We start from the raw sequence: 14539 nt of genomic DNA, 5'->3' as shown, positions 1-14539 counted from the left end.
GAGCGAGCTTGCTCGCGAAAGCGGTATCCGCCGCACCATAGTTATCAAGAGAGATGCATGACCTCACTGACCCTGACGAACCTCGCCTGGACACCTCTGGGCCACGGCCACTGTCATCACCAGTTCCAGCTGCGTGACGCTTCGTTGCAAGTGGCCGCCGGTGAGTTCGTCGGGCTGATCGGGCCCAATGGCAGCGGCAAGACCAGCCTGTTGCGCTGCACCTACCGCTTCAGCCAGCCGGAACACGGTGAGGTCAGACTCGACCACCACAACGTGTGGAAACAATCCTCACGCTGGTGCGCGCAACGCATCGCCGTGGTGCTGCAGGAATTCCCCGACGCCTTCGGCCTGACCGTCGAAGAAGTGGTCGCCATGGGCCGCACGCCGCACAAAGGCCTGTTCGACGGCGACACCCTGGACGACCGCAATCTCGCCACCCAGGCCCTCAAATCCGTGGGCCTCGACGGCTTCGAAGACCACGCGTTTGCCACCCTGTCCGGTGGAGAAAAACAGCGCGTGATCCTCGCCCGTGCCCTGACCCAGCAACCGCAACTGCTGATCCTCGACGAGCCGACCAACCACCTCGACCCGCGCTATCAGCTGGAGCTGCTGCAACTGGTCAAGCGTTTGCAGATCGGCACGTTGGCGAGCATCCACGACCTGAACCTGGCCGCCGCGTTCTGCGACCGGTTGTATGTGATCAACCACGGTCGCATCGTCGCCAGCGGCACCCCGCAAGAAGTGCTCACTGTTGAATTGCTGCGCGACGTGTTCGGCGTCGAAGCATTGATCGATCCACACCCCCTCCACGGCTACCCGCGAATCACCTGGATAACCCGACCATGACTGTGCGCTCCCTGCTTTGCCTCGCTCTGTTGCTGGGCACCACCCAAGCCTTCGCCGAGGCCACCAAGTACCCGCTGACGATCCAGAGCTGCAACCGTGAAGTCACCTTCAAGGAAGCGCCGAAGCACGCGGTCAGTCACGACATCAACATGACCCAGATGATGCTCGCCCTCGGCCTCAAGTCGAAAATGGCCGGCTACAGCGGCGTCAGTGGCTGGAAATCGGTGACACCGGAAATGCAGTCGCTGCTCGACGGTCTGCCGGAGCTGGCAGCCAAGTACCCGTCGGTGGAAACCCTGCTCAACGCCAACGTCGATTTCTTCTTCGCCGGCTGGGATTACGGCATGCGCGTCGGCGGCGATCTCACGCCGCAGACCCTGCAACCGCTGGGTATCAATGTGTATGAACTGACCGAGTCCTGCGCCTTCGTGATGAAGCGCCCGGCCGCCACGCTGGACGACACTTACAACGACCTGCGCAACCTCGGAAAGATCTTCGACGTGCAGGATCGCGCCAACGCGCTGATCGCCGACATGCAAAGTCAGGTCGCCGAAGTCCGCAAAGACCTGCCCGCCGAAAAACCACGAGTGTTCCTGTACGACAGCGGCGAAGACCGCGCCATGACCTCCGGCCGCCTCGGCATGCCGCAGGCGCTGATCGACGCCGCCGGTGGGCGCAACGTTCTCGATGACGTCGAAGCGAGCTGGACCCGAGTCAACTGGGAAACCGTGGTCGAGCGCAATCCGCAGGTGATCGTGATCGTCGACTACAGCGAAATCACTGCCGGGCAGAAGATTGAATTCCTGCTGAAGAACAAGGCGCTGCAATCGGTGGACGCGATCAAGAACCAGCGCTTCATCGTCATCCCTTACGTGCAGGCCACGCCGGGGATCGACAACGTGCTGGCGGTTGAAACCCTGGCCAAATGTTTCCACGGCGAATGATCAATCGTCGTTACGGCTGGCTGCTGATCGCCCTCGGCGCGGTGCTCCTGGTGTCGTGCGTGGTGTCGCTGGGCTTCGGCCCGGCGCGGGTGCCGGTGGAGGTGGTGCGGCGGATTCTGCTGCACAAACTGTTCGGCCTCGGTGTGCCGGACTGGAGCGCCGGTCAGGAGCACATCGTCTGGCTGATCCGCGTGCCACGCATGCTGCTCGGTGCATTGGTCGGCGCCGGGCTGGCGTTGATCGGCGCGGTGCTGCAAGCGGTGACGCGCAATCCACTGGCCGATCCGCACCTGCTCGGCGTCACCTCCGGCGCCACGCTCGGCGCAGTGATCGTGGTGCTGCACGTCGGCGAAATCGTCGGCCTGCTGACCTTGCCGATTGCCGCGTTCATCGGCGCATTGTTGAGCATGTTTCTGGTGCTGGGCATCGCCAACCGGCAGGGTCGGCTGGACAGTGATCGTCTGCTGCTGTGCGGCGTGGCGGTGTCGTTCGTGATGATGGCGATTGCCAATCTGCTGTTGTTCATGGGCGATCACCGGGCCAGTTCGGCGGTGATGTTCTGGATGCTCGGCGGCCTGGGTCTGGCGCGCTGGGAGTTGTTGGCGGTGCCGGCGCTCAGTGTGTTGCTCGGCCTGATTCTGCTGATCGGCATGGCCCGTCCGCTGAACGCCCTGATGGCCGGCGAACAGACCGCCGTCACCCTCGGCCTGAATGCGCGGGCGGTGCGTCTGCGGGTATTTGTGATCGCCTCGCTGATGACCGGAGTGCTGGTGTCGATCAGTGGCTCCATCGGTTTTGTCGGGCTGATGGTGCCGCACATTGCCCGGCGTCTGATCGGTGCCGAGCATCGGCGTCTGCTGCCGGTGTGCGTGTTGCTCGGCAGTGTGTTCCTCGTCTGGGTCGACGTCGCGGCGCGGACACTGATCGCCCCCGAAGACCTGCCCATCGGCGTTGCCACCGCGGCCCTCGGCGGCCTGTTCTTCATCGGCCTGATGCGCCGCCGCTGAATCCTCCGGGTGCGCCCCAATCTGGCGCACCCCGCTGCACCTTTGCATGCAACACGTCCCCTCATGGTGCGCCGACTCTGTGCGCAACCGCTCTAAACCGACATTTCCCTGCCTGAACCCGACCGGGCACAGCCCTTGCAAAACACCCTTCAGTCGTTCGCATCTGCCAACCATAAAAAACTTTAACGTTCATGGAGATCGCACAATGAAGCGTCGCAGTTTGATCAAGGCTTTCACACTCACGGCATCGATTGCCGCGATGGGCATGACCTGGACCGTACAGGCCGCCGAGACCATCAAGGTCGGGATTCTGCATTCGTTGTCCGGCACCATGGCGATCTCCGAAACGTCACTCAAGGACATGGCGTTGATGACCATCGACGAGATCAACGCCAAGGGCGGGGTGAACGGCAAGATGCTTGAACCGGTGGTGGTCGACCCGGCGTCGAACTGGCCGCTGTTCGCGGAAAAGGGCCGCCAGTTGCTGACCCAGGACAAGGTCGCGGTGGTGTTCGGTTGCTGGACCTCGGTGTCGCGCAAATCGGTGCTGCCGGTGTTCGAAGAACTCAACGGCCTGCTGTTCTACCCGGTGCAATACGAAGGCGAAGAGATGTCGCCGAACGTGTTCTACACCGGCGCCGCGCCGAACCAGCAAGCGATCCCGGCGGTTGAGTACCTGATGAGCGAAGAAGGCGGCAGCGCCAAGCGCTACTTCCTGCTCGGCACCGACTACGTCTACCCGCGCACCACCAACAAAATCCTGCGTTCGTTCCTGCACTCCAAAGGCGTCGCGGATAAAGACATCGAAGAGGTCTACACCCCGTTCGGTCATAGCGACTATCAAACCATCGTCGCCAACATCAAAAAATTCTCGGCCGGCGGCAAGACCGCTGTGATCTCCACCGTGAATGGCGACTCCAACGTGCCGTTCTACAAAGAGCTGGCCAACCAGGGCCTGAAGGCGACCGACGTACCGGTAGTGGCGTTCTCGGTGGGCGAAGAAGAACTGCGCGGCATCGACACCAAACCGCTGGTGGGCAACCTCGCGGCGTGGAACTACTTCGAATCGGTGGAGAACCCGGTGAACAAGAAATTCGTCGCCGACTGGAAAGCCTACGCGAAGAAACACAACCTGCCGGGCGCCGACAAAGCGGTGACCAACGACCCGATGGAAGCCACTTACGTCGGCATCCACATGTGGGCGCAGGCGGCGGAGAAAGCCAAATCGACCGACGTCGACAAGGTCCGCGAAGCCCTCGGCGGCCAGACCTACGCCGCGCCGTCCGGCTACACCCTGACCATGGACAAGACCAATCACCACCTGCACAAACCGGTGATGATCGGCGAGATCCAGAGCGACGGTCAGTTCAACGTGGTGTGGCAGACCGAAGGGCCGATTCGGGCGCAGCCTTGGAGCCCGTTCATTCCGGGTAACGACAAGAAGCCGGAGTATGCGGTGAAGAGCAACTGAGCCATTGGTTGTCAGGCTTGAGCACAGGGCTTGAGCCTGACACCGATCCTGTGGTAGCTGGCTTGCCAGCGATGGCATCACCTCGGTCCAAAAGGTAGACCGAGTCGCCTGCATCGCTGGCAAGCCAGCTCCCACAAAATCCAAGCAAGGCGCCTCTCTATGCCCACTGCCCTTTACCGCTTGATCCTGGCCGTCGCACTTTTGCTACCGATGGCCGCACATGCCGGCGACGCCGAAGACTTCGTCGCCGCCAACCCGATGCAACAGGCCAAACTGCTGGAAGCCTGGGCCGCGCAGCCCGATCCGGCCCGTGTCGAACTGATCAACGCCCTGCAACAAGGCGAACTGACCGTCGACGGCCAACCCAAGACCCTGCGCCTGAACAATCGCCTGCGGGGTCTGATCGACACCGCACTGGCCAGCCACCAATTGCTCGCCGCCGACGCCAAAACCCGTCTGAGCGCCGCGCAGCAATTGCAGAAAAGCGCCAAACCGGCGCAGCTGAAATTCCTCGACCAGCAACTGGCTGGCGAAACCGATGAAAACGTCCATGCTGCCCTGAGCCTGGCGCTGGCCAATCTGCAACTGGTCGACACCGACCCGGCGGTGCGCCTCGCGGCCGTGCGTCTGCTCGGTGAAACCGGCGACCCGCTGGCCCGCACCCGCCTCGAAGGCCTGCTCGAACCCGGCGTCGAAGCCGACACCAATGTACGCACCGCCGCCGAAACCAGCCTCGCCCAGGTCAAGCGCAAACTGCTGATCGGCGAACTGCTCGGCCAGGCCTTCAGCGGCATGTCCCTCGGTTCGATTCTGCTGCTCGCGGCCCTGGGTCTGGCGATCACCTTCGGCCTGCTCGGCGTGATCAACATGGCCCACGGCGAGATGCTGATGCTCGGCGCCTACTCGACTTACGTCGTGCAGTTGATGTTCCAGCGCTACGCCCCGCAGGCCATCGAGTTCTATCCGCTGATCGCGCTGCCGGTGGCGTTCTTCGTCACGGCCGCCATCGGCATGGCCCTGGAGCGCACGGTGATTCGTCATCTCTACGGCCGGCCACTGGAAACCCTGCTCGCCACCTGGGGCATCAGCCTGATGCTGATTCAGCTGGTGCGTCTGGTGTTCGGTGCGCAGAACGTTGAGGTGGCAAACCCCGCATGGTTGTCCGGCGGGATTCAGGTGTTGCCGAATCTGGTGCTGCCGTACAACCGCATCGTGATCATTGCCTTCGCGCTGTTCGTGGTGGTGCTGACCTGGCTGCTGCTGAACAAGACCCGTCTCGGTCTGAACGTGCGCGCCGTCACCCAGAACCGCAACATGGCCGCCTGCTGTGGCGTGCCCACCGGGCGCGTCGACATGCTCGCCTTCGGCCTCGGCTCGGGCATCGCCGGGCTCGGTGGCGTGGCCCTGAGCCAGATCGGCAACGTCGGCCCGGACCTCGGCCAGAGCTACATCATCGACTCGTTCCTGGTAGTGGTGCTCGGCGGCGTCGGGCAACTGGCCGGCAGCGTGTTCGCCGCATTCGGCCTGGGTATCGCCAACAAAATTCTTGAACCGCAGATCGGTGCGGTGCTCGGCAAGATCCTGATCCTCGCGCTGATCATTCTGTTCATCCAGAAACGTCCGCAAGGCCTCTTCGCACTGAAAGGACGGGTGATCGACTGATGAACCAGCCTCTACTAGTCACGGCCACACAAAAGGCCGGCCCGAAAGTCACCCTCGCCATCGGCGCGGTCGTTCTCGCTTTGCTGGTCGCCCTGCCGCTGCTGTCGTTGTTGCCGGCGGACAGCGCGCTGCATGTCTCGGCTTACACCCTGACGCTGGTCGGCAAGATTCTCTGCTACGCCATCGTCGCCCTGGCACTGGATCTGGTCTGGGGTTACGCAGGTCTTTTGTCGCTGGGCCACGGTCTGTTCTTCGCCCTCGGTGGATATGCGATGGGCATGTACCTGATGCGTCAGGCGGCCGGCGATGGCTTGCCGGCGTTCATGACCTTCCTGTCGTGGACCGAGTTGCCGTGGTACTGGAGCGGCACCGGCAACTTCCTCTGGGCGATGTGCCTGGTGGTGTTGGCGCCGGGGTTGCTGGCGCTGGTGTTCGGCTTCTTCGCCTTCCGCTCGCGGATCAAGGGCGTGTATTTCTCGATCATGACCCAGGCCCTGACCTTCGCCGGCATGTTGCTGTTCTTCCGCAACGAGACCGGCTTCGGCGGCAACAACGGCTTCACCAATTTCCGCACGATCCTCGGTTTCGGCATCACCGAACCCGGCACCCGCGCGGTGCTGTTTCTGGCGACGGTGCTGTTGCTGGTGGCGAGCCTGTTCATCGGTTGGCGACTGGCCCGCAGCAAATTCGGCCGGGTGCTGACGGCGTTGCGTGACGCGGAGAATCGCCTGATGTTCTGTGGCTACGATCCGCGCGGTTTCAAGTTGTTCGTCTGGGTGTTGAGCGCGGTGCTGTGTGGTCTGGCCGGTGCGTTGTACGTGCCGCAAGTGGGGATCATCAACCCGAGCGAAATGTCGCCGACCAATTCGATCGAGGCCGCGGTATGGGTAGCCCTTGGCGGGCGCGGCACCCTGATCGGCCCGCTGCTCGGCGCCGGCGTGGTCAACGGCATGAAGAGCTGGTTCACCGTGGCCTTCCCCGAATACTGGCTGTTCTTCCTCGGCGCGCTGTTCATCGTCGTGACGTTGTACCTGCCCAAAGGCGTGATCGGTCTGCTGAAGAAACGAGGTGAATCATGAGAGTCACGGCGAGCGCTGAATTCATGCTGGAACCGGCCTTTTTCCCGGTGGAGCCCAACAAGGACGAAGGCACCAGCCGCGACTCGATCGGCCTCGGGCAACGCGTCGGGCCGGGCCTCGACACCCGCCACGGCACGATCCTGACCCTGGAAGACATCAGCGTCAGCTTCGACGGCTTCCGGGCGCTGAACAATCTGAACCTGTACATCGGCGTCGGCGAACTGCGCTGCATCATCGGCCCCAACGGCGCGGGCAAGACCACGCTGATGGACGTGATCACCGGCAAGACCCGCCCGAGCCACGGCAAGGCCTGGTTCGGCGAAACCCTCGACCTGACGCAGATGAGCGAAGTGCAGATCGCCCAGGCCGGTATCGGTCGCAAGTTCCAGAAACCGACGGTGTTCGAAGCGCTGAGCGTGTTCGAGAACCTGGAGCTGGCGCAGAAAACCGACAAGTCGGTGTGGGCCAGCCTGCGGGCGAAATTGAGCGGCGAGCAGAAAGACCGGATCAGCGAAGTGCTCGACACCATTCGCCTGACCACTTCGGTCAATCGTCCGGCGGGGCTGCTGTCCCACGGGCAGAAACAGTTTCTGGAAATCGGCATGTTGCTGATGCAGGACCCGCAACTGTTGCTGCTCGATGAACCGGTGGCGGGCATGACCGACGCCGAAACCGAGTTCACCGCCGAGCTGTTCAAGTCGCTGGCGGGCAAGCATTCGCTGATGGTGGTGGAACACGACATGGGCTTCGTCGGCTCGATTGCCGACCACGTCACCGTGTTGCACCAGGGCAGCGTGCTGGCCGAAGGATCGCTGGAACAGGTGCAGGACAACGAGCGCGTGATCGAGGTTTACCTCGGCCGCTGAAGAGGAATCAGATCGTTCCCACGCTCTGCGTGGGAACGCCGCCATGGACGCTCCGCGTCCGCCGTTATGTGACGCGGAGCGTCACGGGATGCATTCCCACGCAGAGCGTGGGAACGATCACCGGGGAGAATTTGAACATGCTGCAAGTCGACAAACTGCATCAGTACTACGGCGGAAGCCACATTTTGCGCGGCCTGTCTTTCGACGTGAAGGTCGGCGAAGTGACCTGCCTGCTCGGGCGCAACGGCGTGGGCAAGACCACGTTGCTCAAATGCCTGATGGGCCTGTTGCCGGCCAAGGAAGGCGCGGTGAACTGGGAAGGCAAGCCGATCACCACGTTCAAACCACATCAGCGGGTGCATGCCGGGATCGCCTACGTGCCGCAGGGTCGGGAAATCTTCGGCCGGCTGACCGTGGAAGAGAACCTGCTGATGGGCCTCTCGCGTTTCCCCGGCAGCGAAGCCAAAGAGGTTCCCGCGTTCATCTACGAGCTGTTCCCGGTGCTGCTGCAAATGAAGCAACGACGCGGCGGCGATCTGTCCGGTGGACAGCAACAGCAGCTCGCGATTGGCCGCGCACTGGCCAGCCGTCCACGGCTGCTGATCCTCGACGAACCTACCGAAGGCATTCAGCCGTCGGTGATCAAGGAAATCGGCGCGGTGATCAAGAAGCTCGCCGCCCGTGGCGACATGGCGATTCTGCTGGTTGAGCAGTTCTATGATTTCGCCGCCGAACTGGCCGATCAGTACCTGGTGATGTCACGGGGCGAGATCGTGCAGCAGGGCCGTGGCGAAAATATGGAAGCCGAAGGTGTACGCGGGCTGGTGACTATTTGAGGTTACGGTCTAATCTGTAGCGTCCTAACGATAATTAGAAAACATGAACTTACCTGTTGCGACTGCCCTGTTTACCCCGAGCTGGCACGCCGAGCTTGAGCTGGCCTACGCCCGCTTCGGCGATTGCACGCGGCCGACCCGACGCCGGCACCTCGGCCCGTTGCGGGTGCAAAAACATCTGTACGCCGAAGGACCCGAGGTCTGCCAGCACATCATCGTCCACCCGCCGGGCGGGATTGCCGGCGGTGACCGGCTGGACATCAGCGCCCGCGTCGAACAGGGCGCCTGGGCGCAGATCACCAGCCCCGGCGCGGCCAAGTGGTATCGCGCGGCAGGGCCCGCTTATCAGTCGCTGGACCTGCATGTCGCTGACGGCGCGACACTGGAATGGCTGCCCCAGGAAACCATCGTCTACAGCGCCGCCCAGGCGGAACTCGCGACCTCGATCGACCTTGAAGGCGATGCGCGACTGTTCTACTGGGACGTAGTGGCGCTGGGACGTCCGGCCAGTGGCGAGCGCTTCGACCTCGGGCATTTCCAGGCGCATCTGGATATTCGCCGCGATGGCCGATTGCTCTGGCATGAGCGTCAGCGCATCGTCGGCGATGACGGATTGCTGGATTCGCCGATCGGACTGGATGGCAATCCGGTGTTTGCGACGTTGCTGGTGAGCGGTGAAATCGATGCCGAACTGCTGGAGCGCTGCCGCTCGCTGGGCCACGAAGTACGCGGGGACCTGACGCAACTGCCCGGTCTTCTGGTCGCCCGTTGCCTGGCCAGTGAAGCGTTGCTGGCGCGAGCGTGGCTGATCGATCTGTGGCGACTGCTCAGGCCTGCGCTGCTCGGCCGTGAAGCCCTGCCCCCCCGAATCTGGAATACCTGATTTTCTTCAACTGCCGACAATGGATTTCAAACGATGGACCTGACCCCACGCGAAAAAGACAAGCTGCTGATCTTCACCGCCGGCCTCGTTGCCGAGCGGCGACTGGCCCGTGGCGTGAAACTGAACTACCCGGAAGCCATGGCCTATATCTCGGCGGCACTGCTCGAAGGCGCCCGTGACGGCCAGACCGTGGCCGAACTGATGCACTACGGCACCACCCTGCTGACCCGCGATCAGGTGATGGAAGGCATCCCGGAAATGATCCCGGAGATCCAGGTCGAAGCGACGTTTCCCGACGGCACCAAACTGGTCACCGTCCATCAACCGATCGTCTGAGGCCGCGCCATGACTTACACCATCCGCGATGCACTGCACGCCGACCTGCCGGCGATCCGCGACATCTACAACGACGCCGTGCTCAACACCACGGCGATCTGGAATGAATCCGCCGTCGACCTCGGCAACCGTCAGGCCTGGTTCAGCGCGCGCCAGGCCCAGAGTTATCCGATCCTGGTGATCGTCGACGCCGACAACACCACCCTCGGCTACGCTTCGTTCGGTGACTGGCGCCCGTTCGACGGTTTCCGCCACACCGTCGAGCACTCGGTCTACGTGCGCAGCGACCAGCGCGGCAACGGCCTTGGCCCGCAATTGATGACCGCACTGATCGAACGCGCGAAGAACTGCGACAAGCACGTCATGGTCGCCGCCATCGAGAGCGGTAACGCCGCGTCGATCCGCCTGCACGAGCGCGCCGGTTTCATCACCACCGGGCAGATGCCGCAGGTCGGCACCAAGTTCGGCCGCTGGCTCGACCTGACCTTCATGCAACTGACCCTCAATCCTGGCGCGGAGCCGCCGCCCGCCAACAAGGAGTGACACCGATGAACCCCGCCCAACTGCGACGCGTCAACGCGGAAAGTTTTGCGCACTATCGTCAGGGCCTGATCGACTTGCTGCTCGATGCCGTGGGTTATGGCGCCAGCGTCGGCTTCATGGCTGATCTCGATACCACACAGGCCCGCGCCTATTTCGACGACGTGCAGGACAACCTGAACAAGGGCAACGTTTTGCTGTGGGTGGTGGTCAAGGACGAACAGGTGCAGGCCAGCGTGCAACTGGGCCTGTGCCAGAAGGCCAACGGCCTGAACCGCGCCGAGGTGCAGAAATTGCTGGTGCGCGAACATGCCCGGCGCCGCGGCCTCGGCCAGCAGTTGATGGAGGCGCTGGAACTGACGGCCCGCCAATACAAGCGCGGCATGCTTTACCTCGACACCGAGGCCGGCTCCCCTGCCGAAGATTTCTACAAGGCCCTGGGTTACACCCGCGCCGGGGAAATTCCCGACTACGCCTGCGACCCGAACGGCACCTATCGCCCGACGGCCCTCTATTACAAAGTCCTGCAAGGAGCGAACTGATGATTCCCGGCGAATACCGGATCCAGCCCGGCGATATCGAACTCAACGTCGGTCGTCGCACCATCAGCCTGAAAGTGGCGAACAGCGGCGACCGACCGATCCAGGTCGGCTCGCACTACCACTTTTTCGAAACCAACGACGCCCTGACCTTCGACCGCGCTGCCAGCCGTGGCATGCGCCTGAACATCCCGGCGGGCACGGCCGTGCGCTTCGAGCCGGGCCAGAGCCGCGAGGTGGAACTGGTGGATTACGCCGGGCACCGGCGGGTGTTCGGGTTTGCCGGGCGGGTCATGGGTGACCTCGACTGACTGATCGTTCCCACGCTCTGCGTGGGAATGCATCCCGTGACGCTCCGCGTCACATAACGGCGGACGCAGAGCGTCCATGGCGGCATTCCCACGCAGAGCGTGGGAACGATCAATACCAAGGCGAACGAATGAAGATTTCCAGACAAGCCTACGCCGACATGTTCGGCCCCACCGTCGGCGACAAGGTGCGCCTGGCCGACACCGAGCTGTGGATCGAAGTCGAACAGGACTTCACCACCTACGGCGAAGAAGTGAAATTCGGCGGCGGCAAAGTGATCCGCGACGGCCAGGGCCAGAGCCAGTTGCTGGCGGCCGAAGTGGTCGACACCGTCATCACCAACGCGCTGATCATCGACCACTGGGGCATCGTCAAGGCCGACGTCGGCCTCAAGGACGGGCGCGTCGCCGCCATCGGCAAGGCCGGCAACCCGGACGTGCAACCCGGCGTGACCATTGCCATCGGCGCCAGCAGCGAAGTGATCGCCGGCGAAGGCATGATCCTCACCGCTGGCGGCATCGACACCCACATCCACTTCATCTGCCCGCAACAGATCGAAGAAGCGCTGATGAGCGGCGTCACCACCATGATCGGCGGCGGCACCGGGCCGGCCACCGGCACCAACGCCACCACCTGCACTTCGGGGCCGTGGCACCTGGCGCGGATGCTTCAGGCAGCGGATGCATTCCCGATGAACATCGGCCTCACCGGCAAGGGCAACGCCAGCCTGCCGGAGCCGCTGATCGAGCAGGTCAAGGCCGGCGCCATCGGCCTCAAGCTGCACGAAGACTGGGGCACCACCCCGGCGAGCATCGACAACTGCCTGAGCGTCGCCGACCAGTACGACGTGCAGGTGGCGATCCACACAGACACCCTCAACGAGTCCGGTTTCGTCGAAACCACCCTCGGCGCGTTCAAGGGCCGGACCATCCACACCTACCACACCGAGGGTGCCGGTGGCGGCCATGCGCCGGACATCATCAAGGCCTGCGGTTTCGCCAACGTGCTGCCGAGTTCGACCAACCCGACCCGGCCGTTCACCCGCAACACCATCGACGAACACCTCGACATGCTGATGGTCTGCCACCACCTCGACCCGAGCATTGCCGAGGACGTGGCGTTCGCCGAGAGCCGTATCCGCCGCGAAACGATTGCCGCCGAAGACATCCTCCACGACCTCGGCGCGTTCTCGATGATCAGCTCCGACAGTCAGGCCATGGGCCGCGTCGGCGAAGTCATCACGCGCACCTGGCAGACCGCCGACAAGATGAAAAAGCAGCGCGGCCCGCTCGCGCAGGACGGCGAAGGCAACGACAACTTCCGCGCCAAACGCTATATCGCCAAGTACACGATCAATCCGGCGATCACCCATGGCATCAGCCATGAAGTGGGTTCGGTGGAAGTCGGCAAGTGGGCCGATCTGGTGCTCTGGCGCCCGGCGTTCTTCGGCGTGAAACCGACGCTGATCCTCAAGGGCGGCGCCATCGCCGCGAGCCTGATGGGCGACGCCAATGCGTCGATTCCGACACCGCAACCGGTGCATTATCGCCCGATGTTCGCCAGTTACGGTGGCTCGCTGCACGCCACCAGTCTGACCTTCATCAGCCAGGCGGCGCAGGAAGCAGGGCTTCCCGAAGCGTTGGGTCTGAAGAAGAAAATCGCTGTGGTAAAAGGTTGCCGCGAGGTGCAGAAAACCGACCTGATCCACAACGACTACCTGCCCAACATCGACGTCGACCCGCAGACGTATCAGGTCAAGGCTGACGGCGTGTTGCTCTGGTGTGAACCGGCCGAAACCCTGCCGATGGCGCAGCGTTACTTTCTGTTCTGATCCTGTCGGCTCACAGAGAACGCCCCCCGGTTTTGTACGCATTGCGCCAGTCCGAGGGGTGTTCTGCGGTGCTCTTTCATTTAGTCACCAGCCACCGTCCGAGCGGTCGTGTAATTCCTGTCAAACGGACTACTATTCGAAACGCTGCCCCGCGAATCGTGTTCAGGTACCCCGCTCATGCGTCTTTCCGAATTCATCGTGTCCAACGTTGATGCAATCGTTGATGAATGGGAAAAGTTCGCCCAGACCATCACCCCTGCAGCCGACTTTCTCGACGGTGTGGCCCTGCGCGATCACGCCAGTGCAATCCTGCTGGCCGCCGCCCGGGACATGAACAAATCCCAGACGCCCGGTGAGCAAGCCGCCAAGGCCAAGGGCGAAGGCCCGGTCAAGACTCCGAGTCTGGATGAAGCCGGCGCCAGCCATGGCGAGCTGCGACACACCGTCGGCTTCGATCTGGTACAGATGACCTCGGAATTCCGCCACCTGCGGGCCTGTGTGATTCGCCTCTGGGTCAACAGTCTGGAATCGCCGGACATGGCGTACTTTCAGGACATGATCCGTTTCAACGAAGCCATCGATGAAGCCCTGGCCGAATCGACGGCTGCCTACGCCGAGCAGGTCAACCGCTCGCGCGATATATTCCTAGCGATCCTCGGTCACGACCTGCGCGCACCGCTGCAAGCGGTCAGCATGTCCACCGAATTGCTGATGCGCAAAACAGCGCTTGAAGGCGATGCGCTGACCTGCGCGCTGAACATCAAGCAAGGCGCGCGGCACATGGCGGCGATGGTCAGCGACCTGCTGGAACTGGTGCGCAGCCGCCTGGGCAAGAGCCTGCCGATCGAACCGGCGCCGATGGACCTGGCCGACGCGGCACGAGCAGCCATCGCCGAGGCCTGTGCCGGCAATCCGGAGTGTGATCCGACCCTGAAAACCGAGGGCGATACCCGTGGCGTCTGGGATGCCGGACGGATCGATCAACTGTTGCAGAATCTGATCGGCAATGCCTTGCAGCATGGATCAAACCCGCGAGAAGTTCTGGTGAGGCTGCGGGGCGATTCGGGACGCGTTCACCTGAGCGTGCACAACGACGGCATACCGATCCCCGAAGAGGCCATCGGCACGATTTTCGATCCATTGGTGCGCAGTGCCGACGAAGAACTCGGCCAGCCATCGACCAGTCTCGGTCTGGGCCTGTTCATCGTCAAGGAAGTGGTGACCGCCCACGGCGGGACGATCGAAGTCAGTTCCAGCGAAGCCGACGGAACGCTGTTCAGCGTGATGCTGCCCAGACAGGTTTAAGCAGGAAAAACGCGGCGATTTCATCGCTGGCAAGCCAGCTCCCACAAGTTCATCGTTGATCGAAACTTCTTTGAACTACGCAGAA

15 protein-coding genes are annotated in these 14539 nt (G+C 62.9%); all 15 read left to right on the top strand.

From position 1 onward, the window contains the following. Positions 1 to 57 precede the first annotated feature (57 nt). The 15 genes from IHQ43_RS03130 (at position 58) to IHQ43_RS03060 (ending at position 14454) form a co-directional block, all read left to right on the top strand. Positions 58 to 846 carry an ABC transporter ATP-binding protein gene (locus IHQ43_RS03130; RefSeq protein ID WP_192563331.1) on the top strand — a complete coding sequence of 263 codons (789 nt, stop codon included), beginning with the start codon at positions 58 to 60 and terminating at the stop codon, positions 844 to 846. Then, positions 843 to 1790, top strand: coding sequence for an ABC transporter substrate-binding protein (locus IHQ43_RS03125; protein ID WP_192563330.1), 948 nt, complete (start codon positions 843 to 845; stop codon positions 1788 to 1790). Before IHQ43_RS03130 ends, IHQ43_RS03125 begins: the two co-directional genes overlap by 4 nt. Continuing rightward, positions 1787 to 2797, top strand: a complete 1011-nt coding sequence (locus IHQ43_RS03120) for a FecCD family ABC transporter permease (protein ID WP_192563329.1) — start codon at positions 1787 to 1789, stop codon at positions 2795 to 2797. Before IHQ43_RS03125 ends, IHQ43_RS03120 begins: the two co-directional genes overlap by 4 nt. 205 nt (positions 2798 to 3002) lie before the next feature. After that, on the top strand, positions 3003 to 4268 hold the full coding sequence (gene urtA, locus IHQ43_RS03115) for an urea ABC transporter substrate-binding protein (RefSeq protein ID WP_192563328.1): 1266 nt from the start codon (positions 3003 to 3005) through the stop codon (positions 4266 to 4268). A 159-nt stretch (positions 4269 to 4427) separates the two neighbouring features. Then, the gene (gene urtB / locus IHQ43_RS03110) at positions 4428 to 5930 is read left to right on the top strand and encodes an urea ABC transporter permease subunit UrtB (protein ID WP_192563327.1); all 1503 of its coding nucleotides are present in this window, start codon (positions 4428 to 4430) and stop codon (positions 5928 to 5930) included. After that, positions 5930 to 7009, top strand: coding sequence for an urea ABC transporter permease subunit UrtC (gene urtC / locus IHQ43_RS03105; protein WP_192563326.1), 1080 nt, complete (start codon positions 5930 to 5932; stop codon positions 7007 to 7009). The genes urtB and urtC overlap by 1 nt, the downstream gene beginning before the upstream one ends. Then, positions 7006 to 7875 (top strand): urea ABC transporter ATP-binding protein UrtD, encoded by an 870-nt coding sequence (urtD, locus tag IHQ43_RS03100; RefSeq protein ID WP_007950599.1) that lies wholly within the window; start codon positions 7006 to 7008, stop codon positions 7873 to 7875. The genes urtC and urtD overlap by 4 nt, the downstream gene beginning before the upstream one ends. A 137-nt stretch (positions 7876 to 8012) precedes the next feature. Further along, positions 8013 to 8711, top strand: a complete 699-nt coding sequence (gene urtE / locus IHQ43_RS03095; protein WP_007950600.1) for an urea ABC transporter ATP-binding subunit UrtE — start codon at positions 8013 to 8015, stop codon at positions 8709 to 8711. A gap of 43 nt (positions 8712 to 8754) precedes the next feature. Beyond that, the gene (locus IHQ43_RS03090; RefSeq protein ID WP_192563325.1) at positions 8755 to 9594 is read left to right on the top strand and encodes an urease accessory protein UreD; all 840 of its coding nucleotides are present in this window, start codon (positions 8755 to 8757) and stop codon (positions 9592 to 9594) included. A 33-nt stretch (positions 9595 to 9627) separates the two neighbouring features. Continuing rightward, positions 9628 to 9930 (top strand): urease subunit gamma, encoded by a 303-nt coding sequence (gene ureA, locus IHQ43_RS03085; RefSeq protein WP_039766748.1) that lies wholly within the window; start codon positions 9628 to 9630, stop codon positions 9928 to 9930. Between the two features lie 9 nt (positions 9931 to 9939). Continuing rightward, positions 9940 to 10473, top strand: a complete 534-nt coding sequence (locus IHQ43_RS03080) for a GNAT family N-acetyltransferase (protein ID WP_192563324.1) — start codon at positions 9940 to 9942, stop codon at positions 10471 to 10473. Positions 10474 to 10478: 5 nt separating this feature from the next. After that, on the top strand, positions 10479 to 11012 hold the full coding sequence (locus IHQ43_RS03075) for a GNAT family N-acetyltransferase (protein WP_192563323.1): 534 nt from the start codon (positions 10479 to 10481) through the stop codon (positions 11010 to 11012). Beyond that, positions 11012 to 11320 (top strand): urease subunit beta, encoded by a 309-nt coding sequence (locus IHQ43_RS03070; RefSeq protein ID WP_192563322.1) that lies wholly within the window; start codon positions 11012 to 11014, stop codon positions 11318 to 11320. The genes IHQ43_RS03075 and IHQ43_RS03070 overlap by 1 nt, the downstream gene beginning before the upstream one ends. A gap of 128 nt (positions 11321 to 11448) precedes the next feature. Beyond that, positions 11449 to 13149, top strand: a complete 1701-nt coding sequence (gene ureC, locus IHQ43_RS03065; RefSeq protein WP_192563321.1) for an urease subunit alpha — start codon at positions 11449 to 11451, stop codon at positions 13147 to 13149. Positions 13150 to 13326: 177 nt separating this feature from the next. Next, positions 13327 to 14454, top strand: a complete 1128-nt coding sequence (locus IHQ43_RS03060) for a sensor histidine kinase (RefSeq protein WP_192563320.1) — start codon at positions 13327 to 13329, stop codon at positions 14452 to 14454. Positions 14455 to 14539 lie beyond the last annotated feature (85 nt).

Origin of the sequence: Pseudomonas gozinkensis (genome assembly GCF_014863585.1) — a bacterium.
GTDB classification, from domain to species: Bacteria; Pseudomonadota; Gammaproteobacteria; order Pseudomonadales; family Pseudomonadaceae; genus Aquipseudomonas; species Aquipseudomonas gozinkensis.
This window is presented reverse-complemented; position numbering and strand designations above follow the sequence as displayed.